Raw genomic sequence first — 19,728 nt, 5'->3', positions numbered from 1 at the left:
CATGCGTCGCGTCGTCGTCACCGGAATGGGCATCGTCTCCTCGATCGGCAACAACGCCAACGAGGTGCTGGCCTCCCTGCGCGAAGCCAAGTCCGGCATCGTCGCCGCCCCGGAATACGCGGAGCTGGGCTTCCGCTGCCAGGTGCACGGGGCGCCGCAGATCGAATGGGAATCGATGGTCGACCGCCGCGCGGCCCGCTTCCTGGCCCAGGGCACGGCCTACGGCCACATCGCCATGGAACAGGCGATCGCCGATTCCGGCCTGGCGCCGGACGAGGTGAGCCACGAGATGACCGGCCTGATCGTCGGCGCGGGCGGACCGTCCACCAAGGCCATCGTCGAGGCCGCCGAGACCGCCAGGACCCGCGGGCCCAAGCGCGTGGGCCCCTTCGCCGTGCCCAAGGCGATGTGCTCGGGCCCCTCGGCGACGCTGGCCACCTGGTTCAAGATCCGGGGCCTCAACTTCTCCATCTCCTCGGCCTGCGCCACCTCCACCCACTGCATCGGTTCGGCCTACGAGCAGATTCAGCTCGGCAAGCAGGACGTGATGTTCGCCGGCGGCACGGAGGAGCTGGACTGGACCTTGAGCGTCCTCTTCGACGCCATGGGCGCGATGAGCTCCGGCTTCAACGACCGGCCGGCCGTGGCCAGCCGCGCCTATGACAAGGACCGCGACGGCTTCGTGATCGCCGGCGGCGGCGGCGTCGTCGTGCTGGAGGAGTACGAGCGCGCCAAGGCCCGCGGGGCCAAGATCTACGGCGAGATCGTCGGCTACGCGGCCAATTCCGACGGCTACGACATGGTGGCTCCCTCCGGCGAGGGCGCGGCGCGCTGCATGAAGCTGGCCATGGCCGGCGCGGGCGGGCGGACGATCGACTACCTCAATCCGCACGGCACCGGCACCCCCGTGGGCGACGTGAAGGAGATGGAGGCGGTGCGCGCCGTGTTCGGCGACAAGGCCCCGGCGATCTCCTCGACCAAGTCGCTCACCGGCCACAGCCTGGGCGCGGCGGGGGCGCAGGAGGCGATCTACAGCCTTCTGATGCTCAACAACGGCTTCCTGGCCGAGAGCGCCCACATCGACAACATCGACCCGGACTTCGCCGACCTGCCGATCCTGCGCCAGCGCGTCGACCGACAGGTGGAGACGGTGATGTCCAACAGCTTCGGCTTCGGCGGCACCAACGGCTGCCTGATCATGGCCAGGGCCGCCTGAGGACGCCTCAGTCCAGCTTTTGGGCCATGTGCAGCCAGGTCTCGTAGCCGACCTCGATACGCCCGCCGCGCTCGTCGATCGCCTGGGCGAGAGCGGCGAACAGGCGTGCGCGCCGGTCGGGCTCCAGCACGTTGAAGTAGGATTTGGTGCCGCACAGGGCGATGTAGCCGGCCGCGTCCAGCTCCTGCGACCAGCCGTAGCCGCGCCGCAGCACCGGGCCGAACAGGGCCGAGCGGGCGACGAGGCCGGCGATCGGGCCTTCCGGGCGATACCAGGTCTCCGGCGTCGGGCGGCCCCACAGCTCGGGCGCGACCTCGCGGAAAACCGCCTCGAAGACGCCCAGGAACTTCGGGCCGGGCGGCAGCGGCACATGGCCGAAGATCGCCAGCCAGCCGTCCGGCGCCAGCGCCTCGGCGGCCCGCTCGTAGGCCACGTTCGGGTCGACCCAATGCCAGGCCTGGGCCGAGGCCACCAGCCGGAAGACCCCCGGCCGCATCGTCCAGTTTTCGAAGGAGACGGCCTCGAACGCCACGTCGCCCAGACCGTCGACGCGCCGTCGCGCCTGGGCGATCAGCGCGCCGCCGGGATCGAGCGCCAGCACCGAGCCGGCCAGCATCGCCAGGTCGCGGGTGGCCTGCCCCGCGCCGCAGCCGACCTCCAGGATGCGGTCGCCGGGCAGCAGCCCCGCCGTGCGCGCCAGATCGGCGATCAGGGCGTGGGGATAGCCCGGCCGCACGTCGGCGTAGAGCTCGGCGACCGTGTCGAAGGTGTGCTGATGGCGCATGGCGCATGCCTCCCGCTCACGAAAAAGTCAGCGAGGCCCAGGCCCGCGTCAAACGACTTCCCGGCCGAGTCCTTGTGAGCCTGGCTCACAAGGATATTGCATGATGCGCCATGGCCTTGCGTATCGGCGCGGGCGCGGCCACAACCGGCCAAAGACATCCGGGCGAGGACTCCAAATGGCCGAAGACTTTCAGATGCCCAAGGGCGAGCTGATGAAGGGCAAGAAGGGCGTGGTGATGGGCGTGGCCAATCACCAGTCGATCGCCTGGGGCATCTCCAGCCAACTGGCGGCCCAGGGCGCGGAAATGGCCTTCATGCACCTGCCGGGCATGGAGCGGCGCGTGCAGCCGCTGGCCGAAAGCATCGGCGTGAAGACGCTCACCGCCGCCGATGTGACTGACGACGCCTCCATGGACGCCGCCTTCGAGGTGATTGAGAAGGCGTTCGGGACCATCGACTTCTTCGTCCACGCCGTGGCCTTCGCCAACAAGGACGAGCTGAAGGGCTCGTTCGTGGACAACACCACCCGCGAAGGGTTCCTCAGGGCCATGGACATCTCGGCCTTCAGCTTCGTCGACTGCGCCCGGCGCTCGGCCAAGCTGATGCCGAACGGCGGCTCGCTGGTGTGCCTGACCTACCTGGGCTCGGAGCGGGTGATCCCCAACTACAACACCATGGGCGTGGCCAAGGCGGCGCTGGAGGCGTCCACCCGCTACGTGGCCCGCGACCTGGGGCCCAAGGGCATCCGCGCCAACGCCATCTCCGCCGGCGCCATGCGCACCCTGTCGCTGGCCGGCATCTCCGGCGGCCGCAGCATGGTCTCCCAGGGCCGGGCGTTCTCGGCGCTGAAGGAGGACACCTCCATGGAGGGCGTCGCCGGCGCGGCCCTGTGGCTCGTGTCGGACCTCGGCCGCTCGACCACCGGCGAGGTGGTGCACGTGGACGCCGGCTTCCACATCATGGGCCTGCCCGACGAGGTCGAAGCCTAGACGCCGTAGGCTTTCAGGAAGCGGGCGGCCGCCTCGCGCGAGATCGCGTCGATCTCGCCGGGGCTGAGTTCGCGCCCGGCGCCCAGCAGGCCGGCGGTCTGATGGGAGCCCACGGCCATGCCGCCGAAGAACTCCGCCGCCTGGCGCGGATCGGGCACGTTGAGCCGCCCGGCGGCGTGCTCGGCGGCCAGGAATTCGGCCAGGCGCGCGCGGCTGGTGGCCGGCCCGGCGTCGTAGAGGGCGCGGCCCAGTTCGGGCATGTAGGGCGCGCCCTGGATGATCACGCGCATGAAGGCGACGCTCCGCGGCGAGACCACCACCGCCAAGAGCGAGCGGGCGAAGGCGGCGAGCGCCTCCTGCGGATGGTCGCTGGCTTCCGGCGTCGTCAGGGGCGCGATCATCTCCTGGGTGCGCCGCTCGGAGAGCGCCCCCACCAGGTCGGCCTTGCTGCCGAACTGGTTGTAGATCGTCTGTTTCGACACGCCGGCGCGGCGGGCGATCTCGGCCATGGGGGCGGCGAGCCCGCGCTCGGCCATCACCGCGCTGGCCGCGTTGAGGATCGCCTCGCGCTTGGCGAGATCGATCTGGCCGGGGACGCGCGGCATCAGCGGCCTCCGCCGCCGGACGGCGTCGTCTGGTCCTGCTTCGTCGGCGCGGCGAACAGCGCCAGTCCGATGGCCACGAAGCAGCCGGCGGACAGGAACATGAACGCGTCGCCGAACGCCATGGTCAGCGCCTGCCGGTGCAGCATGTAGGAGAAGGCCTTTCGCCCCGCGCCGGCCGGGTCGAGGGAGCCGCCCTCGGTCATCATGCTGGTGAGGCCCGTCATCATGTTCTGGGCCTCCATGCTGGCGCTGCTCACGCTCGAGGCCAGGTCCATGAAGTGCGAGGCCTGCATGTGGGTGAGGATGGTGGTGATCAGCGCCAGGCCCACGGCGCCGCCCACGTTGCGGATCAGGTTCACCAGGCCCGAGGCGTCCTTCATCAGCGAGATGGGCATGGTGCTGATGCTCATCTGCGAGGCGGCGATCATGGCGATCATCGCGCCCAGGCCCCGCAGGATCTGCAGCACGACGAACTCGCTGAAACCCCAGTCCTTGGTGACGTGGATGCCCTGGCCGAGGCCCACGCCCACCAGGCCGAAGCCCAGCACCATGCCAACCCGCAGGTCCATGGTGCGGATCACCCGGCCGGCCGTGGGCGCGGCGAGGAACATGGTCAGGCCGGAGACCAGCATGGTCGTGCCCACCTGGGCCGGCGAATAGCCGCGAATCTGCGCCAGGAAGAGCGGCAGCACGAACGTGCCGCCATAGAGGCTCATGCCCGAGACGAAGTTCATCATAGCGCCCAGGGTGAAGTTGCGGTCCTGGAACGGCGCCAGGGAGACGATGGGCTGCCGGTAGGTGAGCTGGCGCCAGATGAAAGCCGCGCCGGTCAGGGCGCTCAACACCGACAGCCAGAGGATGACGTCGTCGGAGAACCAGCCGTCGCCAGCGCCTTCCTCCAGCACGTACTGCATGGACAGCAGCGCGATGGTCATCAGCACCAGGCCGGTCCAGTCGATGCCCTTGGAATAGGACGCGTCGCCCTTGTCGAAATCGGCGTAGCGGCTGACCAGGAACACCACCGCCAGGCCGGGAATGACGTTGATGAAGAACAGCCAGCGCCAGCCCAGGGCCTCGGTGAGGTGGCCGCCCAGGGTGGGGCCGACCGTGGGCGCCAAGGTCACGATCAGGCCGACGATGACGTTGGCCAGCACCCGCCGCTCGATGGGGAAGACGGTCATGGCCGTGGCGAACACGGCCGGAATCATCGCCCCGCCCGCCAGGCCCTGAATCGCGCGGGTGACGATCATCATCTCGATGGAGGTGGACAGGCCCGTGGCGATGGAGGCGACGATGAAGCAGACCACCGCGGCGACGTAGAACTTCTGCGTGCCCCACATCTTCGACAGGTACGCGGTGAGCGGGATCATCACCACCTCGGCCAGGAGGTAGATGGTCTGCACCCAACTGATCTCGTCGGAGCTGGCGCCGATGCCGGCCTGGATTTGGGCCAGCGACGCGGCGACGATCTGCACGTCCAGCACGGCCATGAACTGGCCGATCACCATGCCGCCGAAGCCCAGGAAGACCTTGGTCCAGTCCACCTGATCGGCCGGGCCCAGCGGCCCGTGGGCCGCCGCCGGTTGCGGCGGGGCGGCGGCCGGCGGCCCCGCGGCGGGATCGAGGACGGCCTCGCTCATGCTCAGCGCTCGGCGGCGCGGCTGGCGAGCTGGGCGACGGGCTGGGCCTCGGCGAAGCTGGGGCCGGTGTCGTCGCGCACGTCCACCTTCACCTCGACGGACAGGCCCGGCCGCAGGGCGGCGGCCAGCGGGTCATCGGCGTTGACGACGATCTTCACCGGCAGGCGCTGGGCGATCTTGGTGAAGTTGCCCACGGCGTTCTCCACCGGGATCAGGGCGAACTCCGAGCCGGTGGCGGGCGCGAAGCTGTCCACCTTGCCGGCCAGGGCCTTGTCGCCGAAGGCGTCGGCGCGGATGTGCACGGGCTGGCCGATGCGCAGGCGCGAGACCTGCGTCTCCTTGAAGTTGGCCACGATGTAGGCCTTGCCGAGCGGCACGATGCTGAGCAGCGAGGTGCCGGCGCGCACGTACTGCCCGGGGCGCACGGCGCGGGCGCCCACGACGCCGCCGATCGGCGCGCGGATTTCCGTGCGCGTCAGGTCGATGCGCGCCTGCTCGGCCGCCGCATGGGCCGCCGCGGCCTGGGCGATGGTCTGGGCGCGGGTGGAGCCCAGGGATTCGGCGGCGCGGCGTTCGGCCTCCAGGGCCGCCTGGGCCTGGGCGACGCCGGCGCTGGCCTGGTCGGCGGTGGCGCGGGCGGTCTGCGCCCGCTGCGGCGAGACCCAGCCCTCGCCAGCCAGCGAGCCGTAGCGCTTCAGCTCGGCGTCGGCGAACTTGGACTCGGCCTCGGCGCTGCGCACGGCGGCGGCGCGCTGGGCGATCAGGGCCTGCTCCAGCGCCGCCTTGTCGTCGACCCCGCGCACGGCGGCGTCCAGCGCCGCGGCGTTGGCCTCGGCCTGGGCGAGCCTGGCCTTGATGGTCTCCGGATCGATGCGCGCCAGGATCTGGCCGGGCGCGACGGTCTGGTTGTCGGTCACCAGCACCTCGGCCACATAGCCCTCCACCAGCGGCGCGACCGCCACCTTGTCGGCCTGGACGAAGGCGTTGTCGGTGGTCTCGTAGGTTTGCTTGTTGGTCCACCAGTAGATCGCGCCGATCACCACGACGACGGCGACGACGGCCGAGACGGCGATAGGAACAATGTGGCGTCTTGCGAATGAGGCCATGAATGAACGCCCTGGAATGAAAAATGGACTGCCGGGTCTATATATCGGTCAGGTAGTTGATGCTCTCTCACCGGGCAAGCCCCTTCGGCGCCGCGGCGCGTCGCACTGGACGCGGGCCGCGCTTCGTCGGCATATCGGCGCCATGAGCAAGACCTTCGACGCCGATGTGATCATCGCCGGCGCAGGCATGGCGGGCGCGACGCTCGCCGTGTCTCTGCACCGGGCGGGCCTGAAGCCCATCTTGATCGATCCCCAGCCCTTCGAGACGCAGCTCGCGCCGGCCTTCGACGGCCGATCCTCGGCGATCGCCTATGCGGCCTTCCGCCAGTGGCGCGCGCTCGGCCTGGGCGAGCTGATGGAGCCGCACGCCCAGCGCATCGAGCAGATCCTGGTGACCGACGGGCGCGCGCCGGGCGCAGCCAACGGCCGGCCGTCGCCGTTCTTCCTGCGCTTCGACGCGGCGGAGATCGCCGACCGCTCCCACGGCGAGCCCCTGGGCTACATGCTGGAGAACCGGCGCACCCGCGCGGCCCTGGCCGAGGCCGTGACCGCGGCGGGGATCGAGGTGCTGGCGCCCGCCCGCGCGCAAGCCGTGGAGGCCGACGCCCACGGCGCGACGGTGCGCCTGGCCGACGGGCGCGCGCTTTCCGCGCCGCTGGTGGTGGGCGCCGAGGGCCGCGGCTCGGTGGTGCGCCAGGCCGCCGGCATCGGCGTGGTGGGCTGGGACTATCGCCAGACCGGGGTGGTGGCCACCGTGCGCCTGGAACGCGGCCACCGGGGCGTGGCGCACGAATACTTCCTGCCGGGCGGGCCCTTCGCCATCCTGCCGCTCACCGACGACCGGGCGAGCCTGGTGTGGACCGAAAGCCGCGCTCGCGCCCAGGCCCTGGCCAAGGCAAGCCCGCAGGCCTTCCACGCCCACCTGCAACGGCGTTTCGGCGAGTGCATGGGCCGGGCGAGCCTGGAAGGGCCGGTGTTCACCTATCCGCTCAGCCTGCAGCTCGCCGAGCGCTACTACGCCCCGCGCATCGCGCTCCTGGGCGACGCCGCCCACGGGGTGCATCCCATCGCCGGCCAGGGGTTGAACCTGGGCCTGAAGGACGTCGCGGCCCTGGCCGAAACCCTGGTGGAGGCCGCGCGCCTGGGCGAGGACATCGGCGCGGAGGCGGTGCTGGAGCGCTACGCCCGCTGGCGCCGGTTCGACACGGCGATCCTCAGCGCCGGCATGGACGCCTTCGTCCACCTGTTCTCCAACGACAATCCGGCCATCCGCCTGGCGCGCGGCCTCGGCATGGCGGCGGTCAATCGCATCGGCCCGGCGCGGCGGATGTTCATGCAGGAAGCCGGCGGCGCCTTCGGCGACCTGCCGCGGCTGTTGAAGGGCGAGGCGTTGTAACTCCGGCGGTGCGCGATCCGGACAGGATCATCGCGGCCTACATTCTCGCCAATCGCCGCTATGGAACCCTCTACACTGGCGTGACGAGCGACCTCTCCCGCCGGGTCTACGAGCATCGCGAGGGGCTCTTGCCAGGCTTTACGGCTCGATACGGCGTCAAGACGCTGGTCTGGTATCAACCCTTCGAAGACATCGCCGAGGCGATCCGCCGCGAGAAGCAGATCAAGGGCTACGCCCGCGCCTGGAAGATCAAGCTGATCGAGGCGATGAACCCGCACTGGGTGGACCTCTATTTCAAGCTCAACCAGTGACCCGCCCCTGCCTTGCCGTCATGGCCGGGCTTGTCCCGGCCATCCAACCCGACGCCGTGCAGCGGCCAGGCGTCGGGTTGGGTCCCCGGGACAAGCCCGGGGATGACGGCAGTGGAACTCTTACTCGCCTTCGCCCAGCTCGCGGGCTTCCTCGGGCAGCATGATCGGCACGCCGTCGCGGATGGGGTAGGCCAGGCGCGCGCCGCGGCTGATCAGTTCGCCCTTCTCGCGGTCGTACTCCAGCGGTCCGTGGGTCACCGGGCAGACCAGGATCTCCAGGAGGCGCGGGTCGACGGCGGCGGGGATTTCGGCGGCGGTGGTCATGGGCCCCTCCTACTGCACGGAGGACGGAACGTCATCGCCGTTCATGCCGTCGATCTCCAGCAGCGCGGTCAGGGCGGCGAAGCGCTCGGCGAGGCTCTTGGCCTCCAGCAGCGCCTGTTTCTCGGTGGGATCGAAGGGCAGGCCCATGGCGAGGCTGGTGACCAGCGCCTCGAGCGGCGCCTCGGCCGCCGTCTCCCAGTCGATGTCCATCTCCCGGCGGTTCAGGTAGCGCTTGAGCGCACGGGCGAAGCGTTCGCGGTCCAGGCCCTCGGGCACCGGCTCGTCCGTCGCCAGGTCCCGGTCATAGGGCTCGAACCGGGCGCGCACCTGGCGATAGGGCGTGCGCACGGGCAGCTCGTCGCCCGCCTGGAAGCGGCAGACGCCGGTCAGGGTGATCAGGTAGCGGCCGTCCGCCGTCTCGGCGAAGGAGGTGATGCGGCCCGCGCACCCCACGCCCGCCAGGTTCGGCCGCGCGCGCTCGCCGCCCGGCCGGGTCTGGATCATGCCGATCATGCGGTCGCCGGCCATGGCGTCGTCGACCATGTTCAGGTAGCGCGGCTCGAAGATCTGCAGCGGCAGCTCGCCGCCGGGCAGCAGCACCGCCCCGTCCAGCGGGAAGATCGGTATGGCTTGGGGCAGATCCGCGACGCGTCGGTATCCGCCTGGCATGACGCTCATCCTTGCTGGGCCTTTCGCCAGAGTATTGTCCGGTCCGGCCGGGCCGGACAACGCCCTTTGCGGCGATCAGGAGAACAGGATCGCCGACAGCCGCCGGCGGCCCTGGCGGGCGACGTCGGAGCTGGCGCCGGCCGCCTCGAAGATGGTCAGGATCTGCTTGCGCGCGGCCCCGTCGTTCCAGTCGCGGTCGCGCTCGATGATCGCCAGCAGATGGTCGACGGCCGCTTCGAGCTGGCCGTGGCCGCCCAGCGCCTTGGCCAGCTCGAAGCGGGCCTCGTGGTCGTCGGGATCGGCGGCCAGGCGCTTTTCGAAGGCCGCGGTTTCGCTCGGCGCGTCCTCGGCCAGGGCCATGGCGGCGCGCACGCTGTCGATCTCCGGGTCCTTCGCCTCGGGGCCGGCCATCTCCAGCACCTCGGCGGCCCGCTCGCGGTCGCCCGCCTTCAGGTAGCAGCGCGCCAGGCCGGCGATGGCCTTGAGGTTGTCCGGCTCGGCCTGGAGCACCTGGGCGTAGGCGCGCGAAGCCGTGGCCGTGTCGCCCTCGTCCAGCGCCTGCCTGGCGAACTCCAGCACCTCGTCGGCGGGCGAGGGGCCCGCGCCGGCCTTGGCCTGGGCCGCCAGGCGGTCGACGAAGGCCTTCACCTGGCTCTCGGGCAGGGCGCCCATGAATCCGTCCACCGGCCGGCCGTCGACGAAGGCGAACACCGCCGGGATCGACTGCACGCGCAGTTGGCCGGCGTAGGCCGGATTGGCGTCGATATCGACCTTGACCAGCTTCACCGCGCCCTTGGCGGCCGTGACCGCCTTTTCCAGCGCCGGGCCGAGCTGGCGGCACGGGCCGCACCAGGTCGCCCAGAAGTCGACGATCACCGGCTGTTCGCGGCTGGCGTCGATCACGTCGGCGGCGAAGCTGGCGTCGGTGGCGTCCTTGATGATGTCGCCGGCCGGCTTGCCGGCGGTTTCCCCGATCAGGGTCATTGGCTCTTGGTCCTTGTCCCGCGACTTCAACGCGTCGCGCCTAAGATGGTCGCATGCGCCCTCGGCTTCAACGCGAAGCGTCGGGCTCCACCACCGCCATGGCCGGAAAATCCACGACGATGGGGCTGCGGCCCAGCGCCTGGAGGAAGCGGCGGAAGCCCGCCCGGTCCACCGTGGTCGTGGCGGTGTTGGCCAGCGGGTGGAAATTGACGTGGTCGGCCTCGGCCAGGACCCGGTCCAGCACGAAGGTCACCTTCTGGTCCGGATCGTTGATCAGGGCGAAGGCGGTCACCGAGCCGGGCGTGACGCCGAGCGCCTCCTGCAGCAGCTCGGCCGAGCCGAACGAGAGCCTGGCCGAGCCGATCACCTGGTGCAGGCGCTTCAGGTCGATCACCGTGGTGTCGGCCGCCGAGATCAGCCACAGCCGGCCCTTGGCGTCCTTCAGGAACAGGTTCTTGGTGTGGGCGCCCTTCAGGCCCTTCTTGATCTCCTCGCCCTCGCCCACCCGGAAGACGGGCGGATGATCGAGGGTGGACTGGGAGACGCCATGGGCGGCGAAAAAGTCGAACAGGTCGGCGCGCGTCTTCATCGGGCCTGAATAGCGGAACTGGACGAAGAGGCGAGGGGCTGGCTAAGCAGTCCCGTTGCTTTTCGCGAGGTCCCCCGCCGTGATGGAACTGGAGTGCTACCCCACCAGCGAACGCCCGCCGGAAATCGTGCCGGGCCGCCCGCAACGGGCCTGGATGGACAAGTTCGCCGCGCGGCACCCCTACCGGTGCCTGCCGCTCAGCATGGCCAACTGCACGGGCTGGGAGATCCTCTGCCCGATGGCCTTCACCCTGGAATGGAACGGGGGGCTGATGCAGGAAGACATCAAGATGATCCCCGACCGGCCGAACCCGGACTTCCACCGGTTCGTGACCTCGCACTTCAGCCACGGGGTCGTCACCTTCCATCCGGGCTACCTGTTCCGCACGCCGCCCGGCTGGTCGATGATGGTGCAGGGCCCGCCCAACCACGTGAAGGACGGCATCCAGCCCCTGGCCGGGCTGGTGGAGACCGACTGGCTGCCCTTCCCCTTCACCATGAACTGGCTGTTCACCCGGCCCGGCCGCGTGCGCTTCGAAAAGGGCGAGCCGTTCTGCTTCATCACCCTGATCCAGGACAAGCCGCTGCACGAGATCCAGCCGGTGATCCGCTCGATGAGCTCCAACCCCGAGCTGCGCGATCAGTACGACGTGTGGGAAAAGCACCGCTCGGAGTTCAACCAGAAGATCTTCCGCGGCGACCCGGAGGCCACCAAGGAAGCTTGGCAGCGCTACTACTTCCGCGGCGAGTTCCCCGAGGAGATCGCCCCGGCCCGCACCGACCACGTCAACAAGCGCCGGCTGAAGGCCCCCAAATTCGGAAGGTGAGGGGCCGGGCGCGCGCCGGCCGCAGAAACCGGCGACGACTTTCGGCCGTCACGCTTTTGGGCGCTTGCAAAGGCCCGGACCGTCTGCCATAAGCCGCCTCTCGAATTTCGGGGGCGGCTGAAACCCAGGCCGGTCTCGAGGAGCGCGGGCGTAGCTCAGGGGTAGAGCACAACCTTGCCAAGGTTGGGGTCGTGAGTTCGAATCTCATCGCCCGCTCCAAATTTTCCAAAGAAAACCAGACGCTTCGGGCGGCCTAGACGGGCCGCGCGAAGGCGTTTGCGCATGGCTGCGCCGATGCGGATGGAGCATGGGAACGGATGCGGGCCGCCCGGGCGGCCCGCACGCGCGGCCGGGCCTCAGGCCGACTGGGTGTTGTCCGGCAGGCCGAGGATGCGCTTGGAGATGATGTTGTTCTGGATCTCGAAAGATCCGCCGTAGATCGACATCGCCTTGCCGAACAGCCAGCCGCGCACGGTCTCGATCTCGTCGTTGTCGAACGTCTCGCCCTCCCAGCCCAGGCCCTGGGCGCCCATGATCTCCAGGGTCAGCTCCGCGCGGGTCTGAGCCACGTTGGTGGCCGAGTTCTTCAGCACCGAGGCGGCGTTGGTGGCGCCCGACGCGCCTTTGGACTCGGCCACGGCGCGGGCCAGGGTGAGGCCGTGAATGCGCGCGTCCATCAGGTGCTGGGTCAGGCGCGTGCGCAGGTCCGGATCGGCGATGCGGCCGGCCTCGTCCACCTCGACGTAGCGCTTGGCGATCTCGTTCAGCGGCGTGGCGCGGCCGCCGCCGGAAGCGCCGGTCTGGCTGGCGCGCTCATGCTGCAGGAGACGCTTGCCCACGGTCCAGCCGACGTTGAGCTGGCCGAGCAGGGCGTCCTTCGGCGCGACGGCGTCGGTGAAGAAGGTCTCGCAGAAGGGCGAGGCGCCGCTGATCAGCTTGATCGGCCGGGTCTCGACGCCGGGCTGGTGCATGTCGACCAGCATGAAGCTGATGCCGTCGTGCTTCTTGGCGGTGAAATCGGTGCGCACCAGCATGCCGCACCAGTCGGAATACTGCGCCCCCGAGGTCCAGATCTTCTGGCCGTTGATCAGCCAGTGGTCGCCCTTGTCCTCGCACTTGGTCTGCAGCGAGGCCAGGTCGGAGCCGGCGTTGGGCTCCGAATAGCCGACGCACCAGCGCACCTCGCCCCGCACGATCGGCGGGATGTGCGCCTTCTTCTGCTCCTCGGTGCCGTAGTCGAGGATGGTCGGGCCGATCATGGTCACGCCCATGCCCGCCATCAGCGGGTTGAACGCGCCGGCGCGGGCCATCTCCTGGGCCAGCACGCGGGCCTGTTGCGGCGAAAGGCCGCCGCCGCCGTATTCCGCCGGCCAGGTGGGCGTGCCCCAGCCCTTTTCGCCCATGCGCGTCTTCCACAGCGCCAGGTCGCCCGTCGGCGCGGGGCCGTCCATCATGGCGGCCATCAGGTCGGTGCGGCCCTTCAGCGAAGGCGGGAAATTGGCTTCAAGCCAAGCGCGCGCCTCGGTTCGGAACTCTTCGAGCCCAACGTCGCTCCCGAAATCGGCCATGTCGCTTCCTCCACCCTCATGGTTCGTGGCGCGATTATCGTCGGCCGACGTAGCGTCAGGTCAATCGCCCTCGTCGACGAACGCCCCGCAGGGCCGATCAGCCAGCCCTGGGCGGTGTCGCAGCCGAACGCCGGCAGCATGTCCAGCGAGGCCTGGTCCTCGACGCCCTCCGCCACCACGGCGAGGCCCAGGGCGTGGGCCAGTTCGATCGTCGAACGCACCAGGATCTGGTCGACCCGATCCGACGTCATGTTGGCGATGAACGACTGGTCGATCTTGATCTCCTGGGCCGGGAAGCTCTTCAGGTAGCTCAAGGTGGACTGGCCGGCGCCGTAGTCGTCGGCCGAGACCTTCAGGCCCGCCGCGCGGAAGCGCTCCAGCGTGGCGATGGCCGTCTGGGCGCAGGCGACGGCCGCCGATTCGGTGACCTCCACCGTGAGCTGGCCGGCCGCAAGCCCGGCGGCGGCCACGAGCATCAAGAGCCAGACGCCCAGGTCGGGCTCGCTGCTGGCGTCGCAGGAGATCGGCCTGGGCGGACCGGCGTTCGGCCGCGCTTTCGATTTCTCCGGGCGCTGGGGCGACCAGGGGCTGATGGGCTCGGTGGAGCTGCGCCGCGACCTGAAGGATCGCGGCGCGCTGAAGAACGTGCAGGTCTACGCCTTCGCCGACGGCGGCCGGGTGAGCAACATCGACGACGGGCCCAGCGGCGGCTCGCTCTATTCGGCCGGCGCGGGCGTCCGGGGCAAGGCCGGACACGCCGAGTTCGGCCTGGAGGCGGCCGCGCCGCTCAACGCCGACCGCCAAGCCAGCCACGACCGCACGCCCCGGCTCGTCGCCTTCCTGCGCTGGCTGTTCTAGCCGGCCTTCGGGACGGGCCGCTGGATGTGCGGGCCCAGGTTGTCCATCACCGCGTGGGCGTCGAAGGCGCGGGCGTCGCCCTCCGGCTTCTGGCCCTTGTGCATCTGGATCTCGGCCGTGGCCTCGAAGCGCTCGACGGTGCGCACGTCCATGCGGTCGGCCCAGAAGGGGTCGCCCCAGTAGGGGTCCCAGCTACGCCAGCCGTAGGCCGGACCGTAGTAGCGCCACGCCGGATGCCAGTAGGGATACGGGCCGTAGGACTGGAACATCGGGTCAGGCTCGACATAGGTGCGGGCCTTGCGGTCGGTGTTGCGCTCGACGACCGAGAACCAGTCGTACCCCTGGCTCACCGTCAGCTCCGCCGCGCGGTAGAGCAGGGAGCTTTCCACCTGCTCGCGCGAGGTGAGGGTGTTGCCGGTGAAGGTCACGCGGTAGCGGTCGGACTCGAGCTTGACCTCCGAATAGCCGCCCTTGACCGACTGGCCGGGAACGTTGGGCTGATAGGGCGTGGCCGTCGTACAGGCCGCCAGGAGGGCTGCGGCCGCCGTGAGCGCGGTGATGACGGCGAACTTACGGTTCATGGGCTCTGTTACTCCAAAGCGCCCCTCGACGCGTGAACGCCGACGGCCAAGGTTCGGATGCGATTATGGTGTCTACAGGGCGCGAAAGCACGCCTTGAGCTCCATCAATCCCTCTCTACCTCCCGGCGCTGAAACACAGCTGAAAAAATCGGCGCGGCGGCGGGCGCCGCGAGCGGGTTCGCCTTCACGAGGGCGTCAGGTCTTCAGAAAAGCTCTCGGCAAGCCTCAGGTAATCGGGATTGCTGCGCGGTCGGAGTTCTGCGAGCGGAAACCGCATGGGACAAGACTTCTGGCTCTTCGCGGGCGTCGGCTTCGCTGCTCAACTGGTCGATGGCGCGCTGGGCATGGCCTACGGCGTCGTCTGCTCGACCATTCTGCTGGCCACCGGCGTCCCGCCCGCCACCACCTCGGCCAGCGTGCACGCAGCCAAGGTGTTCACCGGCGCGGCCTCGGCCCTGTCGCACATCTTCCACGGCAACGTGGGCTGGCGTCTGCTCGCCCTGCTGTCGGCTGGCGGCATCGTCGGCGGCGTCGCCGGGACCTACCTGCTCACCTCGATCAACGGCGAGCGGGTGAAACCCTATGTGGTGGCCTGGCTGGCCATCATGGGCCTGGTGATCCTCTACCGCGCCTGGCGGGGCGTGCAGCCCCGGCCGTTCTCCTGGCGCTCGCCCCTGCCGGTGGGGCTGGCGGGCGGCTTCTTCGACGCGGTGGGCGGCGGCGGCTGGGGCCCGGTGGTGACCTCCACCCTGATGGGCGGCGGCGCCGATCCGCGCCAGGCCATCGGCACCACCAACGCGGCGGAGTTCTTCGTGGCCGCGGCGATCTCGGCCTCGTTCCTCGCCGCCCTCCTGAGCGGCCATTGGGTGAGCGGCGGCCTTCGCCAGCACATCTGGCCGGTGCTCGGCCTGATCGCCGGCGGGGTCGTCGCCGCGCCGGTGGCCGGCTGGATGACCAAGGTGCTGCCGCTGCGCCTGCTGACCTGGATCGTCGGCCTTCTGGTGCTGGGCCTGGCCGGCTCGCAGGCGCTGGTGCTGTTCCGCTAGATCCCGCTTCGCCGGCTCAAGCGCCGCCGACGGCCATCGCCCAGACGATGCGGCCCGCCGCGCCGAGCAGCAACGCCGCGGAGGCCAGGCTCTGGATTCCGAAGCCCAGTTCCCGCTTGGCCGGGTCGGCCACATAGCCGCGGGCGTAGAGGATGCGCCCGACGATCCAGACCACGCCCAGGCCGGCGGCGATCAGGTCGTTCCAGTAGATGGCGAACAGCCACAGGCCGGCCAGGAAGATCGGCAGCCACTCCAGCGTGTTGGCCTGCACGCGGACATGCCGCTCCAGGATCGGATCGCCGGTCATGGCCGGCGCGGCGACGCCTGACTTGCGGCGGGCGCCGGCGACGCCGATACCCATCCAGAAATAGACGAGAAGGGCGGCGATCGTGACCAGCGCCACCCAGCTATGCGGTTGCATGACGTTTCCCCCAGGTTCCCGGCGCTGCGGCCGGCGGGCTGAGGTTGCCATGGCCCGGGCCGCGCGGGAACCTCCCCGGGCGGCCCGCCAGGTTCAGCCCCGCTTGTCGCGCTTGGCCAGCACGCGCAGGCGCAGGGCGTTCAGCTTGATGAAGCCGGCCGCGTCGCGGTGGTCGTAGGCGACCTTGCCTTCCTCGAAGGTGACCAGGTCCTGGTCGTAGAGCGAGTAGGGGCTGGTGCGGCCGATGACGGTGACGTTGCCCTTGTAGAGCTTCACCCGCACCTGGCCGCCGACCAGGGCCTGGGAGTGGTCGATCGCCGCCTGCAGCATCTCGCGCTCCGGCGAGAACCAGAAGCCGTTGTAGATGAGCGAGGCGTACTTCGGCATCAGCTCGTCCTTCAGGTGCATGGCCCCGCGGTCGAGGGTGATGGACTCCATGCCCCGGTGGGCGGCCAGCAGGATCGTGCCGCCGGGGGTCTCGTAGACCCCGCGCGACTTCATGCCGACGAAGCGGTTCTCCACCAGATCCAGGCGGCCGATCCCGTTGTCGTGGCCGAGCTGGTTCAGCTTGGTCAGCAGCGCGGCCGGGGACAGCTTCTCGCCGTCGATGGCGACCGGGTCGCCCTTTTCGAAGTCGATGGTGATGACGGTCGGCTTGTCCGGCGCATCCTCGGGCGAGATCGTGCGCATGTGCACGAACTCCGGCGCCTCCACGGCCGGGTCCTCCAGCACCTTGCCCTCGGAGGACGAGTGCAGAAGGTTGGCGTCGACGCTGAAGGGCGCTTCGCCGCGCTTGTCCTTGGTGATCCGGATCTGGTGCTTCTCGGCGAAGTCCAGCAGCGCCTCGCGGCTCTTGAAGTCCCATTCGCGCCAGGGCGCGATCACGCGGATGTCGGGCTCCAGGGCGTAGTAGCCCAGCTCGAAGCGCACCTGGTCGTTGCCCTTGCCCGTGGCGCCGTGACTGACCGCGTCGGCGCCGGTCTTACGGGCGATCTCGATCTGCTTCTTGGCGATCAGCGGCCGGGCGATCGAGGTGCCGAGCAGGTACTGGCCCTCGTAGACCGTGTTGGCCCGGAACATCGGGAAGACGTAGTCGCGGACGAACTCCTCGCGCACGTCCTCGATGAAGATGTTCTCCGGCTTCACCCCGGCGGCCAGGGCCTTGGCGCGGGCCGGCTCGATCTCCTCGCCCTGGCCGAGGTCGGCGGTGAAGGTGACCACCTCCGCGCCGTACTCGGTCTGCAGCCACTTCAGGATGATCGAGGTGTCCAGGCCGCCGGAATAGGCGAGGACAACTTTCTTGATCGGCTTGTCGGCGGCCATGGGCGGCGGGTCCTTAGGGTAAGGCGAAAGGGAAGGGTCGCGGGCGTTTAAGGGCGAACGGCCGGGCCGTTCAAGAGCCTTGCGCGCGAACCGTGCCGGCTCGCTCCAGCGCGAGTCTCAGCCAGCGCAGGTGGGCGAGGGCGAAGACCGCCGCGACGGTGGCCCGGCCGGCGAACAACGCGATGGCGTAGAGGGCGTTCTGGTCGGCCCAGACGCGCAGCCCCAGGAGCCCCGCGCCGACCACGAAAGCCAGCACGGGCACGGCCGCCACAGCCGCCCCGCGGCTGGTCGCCGCGACCGTCGAGCCGTCCGGCGCCAGCGCCACGGGGATGCGACGGCCCGCCGGCAGGCGCTGAAAGGCCTGGCGCGAGGCCGAGGCCATGATCGCGAGCGCGAGGATCCAGAGCGCGTCGGCGGCGTATCCGAGGATCTGCGCCACCTAGACCGTCACCTGCGCGCCCATCTCGACCACGCGGCCCGGCGGGATCTTGTAGAAGTCGGTGGGGTTGGCGGCGTTCTTCATCAGGAAGATGAAGATCTTGTCCTGCCACAGCGGCATGCCCGACTGCGCCGAGGGCACCACCGAGCGCCGGCCCAGGAAGAAGCTGGTGGCCATGATGTCGAACTTCAGGCCGAGCTTGCGGCACAGCCCCAGGGCCTTGGGGATGTTGGGGCTTTCCATGAAGCCGTAGGTGACGAACACCTTCTTGAAGTCGTCGTTGATCGGCTCGATCCGCACCCGGTCCTCCTCCTTCACGCGCGGCGTCTCGGCCGTGCGCACGGTGAGGATGACGTTCTTCTCGTGCAGCACCTTGTTGTGCTTGAGGTTGTGCATCAGGGCGACGGGCGCCACGTCCGGATCGGACGTCAGGAAGATCGCCGTGCCCGGCGCGCGGTGCGGCGCGCGGGCCTTCAGGATCTCGGACAACTCGACCAGCGGCACGGAGTCGCGACGGGTCTTCTCGGTGAGGATCTGCGCCCCGCGGGTCCAGGTCCACATCACCACCACCAGTCCGCCGCCCAGCGCCAGCGGCAGCCAGGCGCCGTGGAAGAACTTCAGCAGGTTGGAGGCGATGAACACGATGTCGAGGCAGCCGAAGGCCCCGGCCGCCAGGGCCGCCTGCCAGGTCGGCCGCTTCCACATGTACTTGATGATCACGAAGAACAGCAGGGTGTCGACGAACATCGAGCCGGTGACGGCGATGCCGTAGGCGGCGGCCAGGTGCGACGACGTCTGGAAGGTGAACAGCAGCGCCAGGACGCCCAGCATCAGGAAGGTGTTGACCTGCGGCACGAAGATCTGGCCGGCCTGGGTCTCGCTGGTGCGGCGGATGTCGATGCGCGGGAACAGGCCGAGCTGCACGGCCTGCTGGGTCATGGAGAAGGCGCCGGTGATCACCGCCTGGCTGGCGATGATGGTGGCCGCCGCGGCCAGGATCTGCACGGGCCAGTAGACCAGGTCCGGGATCATCATGAAGAACGGGTTGTGCCGCGCCTCATGGTTGGCCAGCACCAGGGCGCCCTGGCCCAGGTAGTTCAGCGCCAGGCTTGGCAGCACCAGGAACAGCCAGGCGGCGCGGATCGGAGCTTTGCCGAAGTGGCCCATGTCGGCGTAGAGCGCCTCGGCCCCGGTGACCGCCAGGAACACGCTGCCCAGGATCACGAAGCCCAGGAAGCCGTTCTCGATGAGGAAGGCCACGCCGTAGGTCGGCGACAGGGCCCGGAAGATCGAGAGGTCGTCGGCGATGTGGTAGACCCCGAGCGCGGCCAGGGTGAGGAACCACACGGCGGTGATCGGCCCGAAGAACCTGGCGACGCTGGCGGTGCCGCGCGACTGGACCATGAACAGGCCCACCAGGATTCCGGCCGAGATCAGCACCACGAAGGGCGCCAGGGAGTGGCCGATGCCCGGCGCGTCCTTCAGGCCCTCGATGGCGCCCAGCACCGACACGGCCGGGGTGATGATGCCGTCGCCGTAGAACAGCGCCGCGCCGATCACCCCCAGGAAGAAGACGATGGTGGAGCGGTGGCCGAGCGCGCGCTGCGCCAGCGCCATCAGCGCCAGGGTGCCGCCTTCGCCCTTGTTGTCCGCCCGCATCAGGAAGACGACGTACTTGACCGTCACGATCAGGATCAGGGCCCAGATCACCAGGGAGACGACGCCCAGCACGGCCAGTTCGGACGTGCCGCCGCTCTTGGAGTGGGCCAGGGCCTCGCGCATGGCGTAGAGCGGACTGGTGCCGATGTCGCCGAACACGACGCCGACCGACCCGAGCGCCAGCGCCCAGAAGCCTTCCTGGGGCGAGTGAGACGTTTCGTCCGCCACGTCCACGGCGGCGCCGGCTTGATCAGCCATCCAAGGTCTCCGGGAACCGAATATAGACGCGCTGTTCCCTTGGGGCGGCCCCATGCCGTCGCGCGGCGGGCGCGATACACCCTTTCCAAACGGGGTTCAATCGGGCGCCGCGTCGCGCGCGAGCGCCGCTTTTCCAT

22 protein-coding genes and 1 tRNA gene are annotated in these 19,728 nt (G+C 69.8%); 8 read left to right on the top strand and 15 right to left on the bottom strand.

The window, feature by feature from the left end; translation table 11 throughout:
• Position 1: 1 nt before the first annotated feature.
• The gene (fabB, locus tag ACE3TA_RS15570; protein ID WP_374575210.1) at positions 2–1,216 is read left to right on the top strand and encodes a beta-ketoacyl-ACP synthase I; all 1,215 of its coding nucleotides are present in this window, start codon (positions 2–4) and stop codon (positions 1,214–1,216) included.
• 7 nt (positions 1,217–1,223) lie between these two features.
• Here the strand turns inward: fabB and ACE3TA_RS15565 are convergent, their stop codons facing one another.
• Positions 1,224–2,000, bottom strand: a complete 777-nt coding sequence (locus tag ACE3TA_RS15565; protein ID WP_374575209.1) for a class I SAM-dependent methyltransferase — start codon at positions 1,998–2,000, stop codon at positions 1,224–1,226.
• A gap of 175 nt (positions 2,001–2,175) precedes the next feature.
• Here ACE3TA_RS15565 and ACE3TA_RS15560 point away from each other — a divergent pair, with 175 nt between their 5' ends.
• Positions 2,176–2,988, top strand: a complete 813-nt coding sequence (locus tag ACE3TA_RS15560; RefSeq protein ID WP_374575208.1) for an enoyl-ACP reductase — start codon at positions 2,176–2,178, stop codon at positions 2,986–2,988.
• Here ACE3TA_RS15560 and ACE3TA_RS15555 read toward each other — a convergent pair.
• The 3 genes from ACE3TA_RS15555 to ACE3TA_RS15545 are packed head-to-tail and all read right to left on the bottom strand — an operon-like array spanning position 2,985 to position 6,339.
• The gene (locus ACE3TA_RS15555; protein WP_374575207.1) at positions 2,985–3,593 is read right to left on the bottom strand and encodes a TetR/AcrR family transcriptional regulator; all 609 of its coding nucleotides are present in this window, start codon (positions 3,591–3,593) and stop codon (positions 2,985–2,987) included. The two genes, ACE3TA_RS15560 and ACE3TA_RS15555, sit on opposite strands and share 4 nt — an antisense overlap.
• Positions 3,593–5,233, bottom strand: a complete 1,641-nt coding sequence (locus ACE3TA_RS15550; RefSeq protein ID WP_374575206.1) for a DHA2 family efflux MFS transporter permease subunit — start codon at positions 5,231–5,233, stop codon at positions 3,593–3,595. The genes ACE3TA_RS15555 and ACE3TA_RS15550 overlap by 1 nt, the downstream gene beginning before the upstream one ends.
• Positions 5,234–5,235: 2 nt before the next feature.
• Positions 5,236–6,339 carry an HlyD family secretion protein gene (locus ACE3TA_RS15545; protein WP_374575205.1) on the bottom strand — a complete coding sequence of 368 codons (1,104 nt, stop codon included), beginning with the start codon at positions 6,337–6,339 and terminating at the stop codon, positions 5,236–5,238.
• 142 nt (positions 6,340–6,481) lie between these two features.
• Here ACE3TA_RS15545 and ACE3TA_RS15540 point away from each other — a divergent pair, with 142 nt between their 5' ends.
• Together ACE3TA_RS15540 and ACE3TA_RS15535 are read left to right on the top strand one after the other, a co-directional pair.
• Positions 6,482–7,735 carry a UbiH/UbiF/VisC/COQ6 family ubiquinone biosynthesis hydroxylase gene (locus ACE3TA_RS15540; protein WP_374575204.1) on the top strand — a complete coding sequence of 418 codons (1,254 nt, stop codon included), beginning with the start codon at positions 6,482–6,484 and terminating at the stop codon, positions 7,733–7,735.
• 8 nt (positions 7,736–7,743) lie between these two features.
• Positions 7,744–8,046, top strand: coding sequence for a GIY-YIG nuclease family protein (locus ACE3TA_RS15535; protein WP_374575203.1), 303 nt, complete (start codon positions 7,744–7,746; stop codon positions 8,044–8,046).
• A 120-nt stretch (positions 8,047–8,166) separates the two neighbouring features.
• On the opposite strand, the gene ACE3TA_RS15530 is transcribed toward ACE3TA_RS15535, so the two are convergent.
• The 4 genes from ACE3TA_RS15530 to ACE3TA_RS15515 form a co-directional block, all read right to left on the bottom strand.
• Positions 8,167–8,370 (bottom strand): Trm112 family protein, encoded by a 204-nt coding sequence (locus tag ACE3TA_RS15530; protein WP_374575202.1) that lies wholly within the window; start codon positions 8,368–8,370, stop codon positions 8,167–8,169.
• Positions 8,371–8,379: 9 nt separating this feature from the next.
• Entirely contained in the window at positions 8,380–9,039 is a 660-nt protein-coding gene (locus ACE3TA_RS15525; RefSeq protein WP_374575201.1) for an LON peptidase substrate-binding domain-containing protein, read from the bottom strand.
• Positions 9,040–9,114: 75 nt separating this feature from the next.
• Positions 9,115–10,023 carry a tetratricopeptide repeat protein gene (locus tag ACE3TA_RS15520; RefSeq protein WP_374575200.1) on the bottom strand — a complete coding sequence of 303 codons (909 nt, stop codon included), beginning with the start codon at positions 10,021–10,023 and terminating at the stop codon, positions 9,115–9,117.
• 67 nt (positions 10,024–10,090) lie between these two features.
• Entirely contained in the window at positions 10,091–10,612 is a 522-nt protein-coding gene (locus tag ACE3TA_RS15515) for a prolyl-tRNA synthetase associated domain-containing protein (RefSeq protein WP_374575199.1), read from the bottom strand.
• An 82-nt stretch (positions 10,613–10,694) separates the two neighbouring features.
• On the opposite strand from ACE3TA_RS15515, the gene ACE3TA_RS15510 reads away from it, so the two are divergent.
• Together ACE3TA_RS15510 and ACE3TA_RS15505 are read left to right on the top strand one after the other, a co-directional pair.
• Complete coding sequence (locus tag ACE3TA_RS15510; RefSeq protein ID WP_374575198.1) at positions 10,695–11,438, top strand: DUF6065 family protein; 744 nt, start codon at positions 10,695–10,697, stop codon at positions 11,436–11,438.
• A gap of 144 nt (positions 11,439–11,582) precedes the next feature.
• Positions 11,583–11,657: transfer RNA gene (locus ACE3TA_RS15505), tRNA-Gly, on the top strand.
• Positions 11,658–11,794: 137 nt separating this feature from the next.
• Here ACE3TA_RS15505 and ACE3TA_RS15500 read toward each other — a convergent pair.
• Together ACE3TA_RS15500 and ACE3TA_RS15495 are read right to left on the bottom strand one after the other, a co-directional pair.
• Positions 11,795–13,006: an acyl-CoA dehydrogenase family protein gene (locus tag ACE3TA_RS15500; protein ID WP_374575197.1), complete on the bottom strand. Its 1,212-nt coding sequence runs from the start codon at positions 13,004–13,006 to the stop codon at positions 11,795–11,797.
• Entirely contained in the window at positions 12,919–13,482 is a 564-nt protein-coding gene (locus ACE3TA_RS15495; protein ID WP_374575196.1) for an EAL domain-containing protein, read from the bottom strand. The genes ACE3TA_RS15500 and ACE3TA_RS15495 overlap by 88 nt, the downstream gene beginning before the upstream one ends.
• On the opposite strand from ACE3TA_RS15495, the gene ACE3TA_RS15490 reads away from it, so the two are divergent.
• Entirely contained in the window at positions 13,442–13,864 is a 423-nt protein-coding gene (locus ACE3TA_RS15490) for a hypothetical protein (protein ID WP_374575195.1), read from the top strand. The genes ACE3TA_RS15495 and ACE3TA_RS15490 overlap by 41 nt on opposite strands.
• Here ACE3TA_RS15490 and ACE3TA_RS15485 read toward each other — a convergent pair.
• A complete protein-coding gene (locus tag ACE3TA_RS15485; protein WP_374575194.1) occupies positions 13,861–14,445 on the bottom strand; it encodes a hypothetical protein in 585 nt (194 codons plus the stop codon). The two genes, ACE3TA_RS15490 and ACE3TA_RS15485, sit on opposite strands and share 4 nt — an antisense overlap.
• Positions 14,446–14,720: 275 nt before the next feature.
• Here ACE3TA_RS15485 and ACE3TA_RS15480 point away from each other — a divergent pair, with 275 nt between their 5' ends.
• The gene (locus ACE3TA_RS15480; RefSeq protein ID WP_374575193.1) at positions 14,721–15,491 is read left to right on the top strand and encodes a sulfite exporter TauE/SafE family protein; all 771 of its coding nucleotides are present in this window, start codon (positions 14,721–14,723) and stop codon (positions 15,489–15,491) included.
• A 16-nt stretch (positions 15,492–15,507) separates the two neighbouring features.
• On the opposite strand, the gene ACE3TA_RS15475 is transcribed toward ACE3TA_RS15480, so the two are convergent.
• From ACE3TA_RS15475 to ACE3TA_RS15460, 4 genes are all read right to left on the bottom strand, one after another.
• Positions 15,508–15,912, bottom strand: coding sequence for an MAPEG family protein (locus ACE3TA_RS15475; RefSeq protein ID WP_374575192.1), 405 nt, complete (start codon positions 15,910–15,912; stop codon positions 15,508–15,510).
• Positions 15,913–16,005: 93 nt separating this feature from the next.
• Positions 16,006–17,235, bottom strand: coding sequence for an argininosuccinate synthase (locus ACE3TA_RS15470; RefSeq protein WP_374575191.1), 1,230 nt, complete (start codon positions 17,233–17,235; stop codon positions 16,006–16,008).
• Positions 17,236–17,305: 70 nt separating this feature from the next.
• Complete coding sequence (locus ACE3TA_RS15465; RefSeq protein WP_374575190.1) at positions 17,306–17,674, bottom strand: hypothetical protein; 369 nt, start codon at positions 17,672–17,674, stop codon at positions 17,306–17,308.
• On the bottom strand, positions 17,675–19,591 hold the full coding sequence (locus tag ACE3TA_RS15460; RefSeq protein WP_374575189.1) for a potassium transporter Kup: 1,917 nt from the start codon (positions 19,589–19,591) through the stop codon (positions 17,675–17,677).
• Positions 19,592–19,728 lie beyond the last annotated feature (137 nt).

The organism is Phenylobacterium sp., from assembly GCF_041916435.1.
Classification (GTDB): domain Bacteria; phylum Pseudomonadota; class Alphaproteobacteria; order Caulobacterales; family Caulobacteraceae; genus Phenylobacterium.
The sequence above is the reverse complement of the archived record's forward strand: the minus strand, read 5'-3'. Positions and strand labels throughout refer to the sequence as shown.

Coding starts and splice junctions, on each gene's coding strand:
- ACE3TA_RS15495 (WP_374575196.1), bottom strand. CDS start 13,482: ATGCTCGTGGCCGCCGCCGGGCTTGCGGCCGGCCAGCTCACGGTGGAG.
- ACE3TA_RS15560 (WP_374575208.1), top strand. CDS start 2,176: ATGGCCGAAGACTTTCAGATGCCCAAGGGCGAGCTGATGAAGGGCAAG.
- ACE3TA_RS15520 (WP_374575200.1), bottom strand. CDS start 10,023: ATGACCCTGATCGGGGAAACCGCCGGCAAGCCGGCCGGCGACATCATC.
- ACE3TA_RS15510 (WP_374575198.1), top strand. CDS start 10,695: ATGGAACTGGAGTGCTACCCCACCAGCGAACGCCCGCCGGAAATCGTG.
- ACE3TA_RS15530 (WP_374575202.1), bottom strand. CDS start 8,370: ATGACCACCGCCGCCGAAATCCCCGCCGCCGTCGACCCGCGCCTCCTG.
- ACE3TA_RS15525 (WP_374575201.1), bottom strand. CDS start 9,039: ATGCCAGGCGGATACCGACGCGTCGCGGATCTGCCCCAAGCCATACCG.
- ACE3TA_RS15475 (WP_374575192.1), bottom strand. CDS start 15,912: ATGCAACCGCATAGCTGGGTGGCGCTGGTCACGATCGCCGCCCTTCTC.
- ACE3TA_RS15545 (WP_374575205.1), bottom strand. CDS start 6,339: ATGGCCTCATTCGCAAGACGCCACATTGTTCCTATCGCCGTCTCGGCC.
- ACE3TA_RS15480 (WP_374575193.1), top strand. CDS start 14,721: ATGGGACAAGACTTCTGGCTCTTCGCGGGCGTCGGCTTCGCTGCTCAA.
- ACE3TA_RS15540 (WP_374575204.1), top strand. CDS start 6,482: ATGAGCAAGACCTTCGACGCCGATGTGATCATCGCCGGCGCAGGCATG.
- ACE3TA_RS15565 (WP_374575209.1), bottom strand. CDS start 2,000: ATGCGCCATCAGCACACCTTCGACACGGTCGCCGAGCTCTACGCCGAC.
- ACE3TA_RS15550 (WP_374575206.1), bottom strand. CDS start 5,233: ATGAGCGAGGCCGTCCTCGATCCCGCCGCGGGGCCGCCGGCCGCCGCC.
- fabB (WP_374575210.1), top strand. CDS start 2: ATGCGTCGCGTCGTCGTCACCGGAATGGGCATCGTCTCCTCGATCGGC.
- ACE3TA_RS15460 (WP_374575189.1), bottom strand. CDS start 19,591: ATGGCTGATCAAGCCGGCGCCGCCGTGGACGTGGCGGACGAAACGTCT.
- ACE3TA_RS15470 (WP_374575191.1), bottom strand. CDS start 17,235: ATGGCCGCCGACAAGCCGATCAAGAAAGTTGTCCTCGCCTATTCCGGC.
- ACE3TA_RS15500 (WP_374575197.1), bottom strand. CDS start 13,006: ATGGCCGATTTCGGGAGCGACGTTGGGCTCGAAGAGTTCCGAACCGAG.
- ACE3TA_RS15515 (WP_374575199.1), bottom strand. CDS start 10,612: ATGAAGACGCGCGCCGACCTGTTCGACTTTTTCGCCGCCCATGGCGTC.
- ACE3TA_RS15485 (WP_374575194.1), bottom strand. CDS start 14,445: ATGAACCGTAAGTTCGCCGTCATCACCGCGCTCACGGCGGCCGCAGCC.
- ACE3TA_RS15555 (WP_374575207.1), bottom strand. CDS start 3,593: ATGCCGCGCGTCCCCGGCCAGATCGATCTCGCCAAGCGCGAGGCGATC.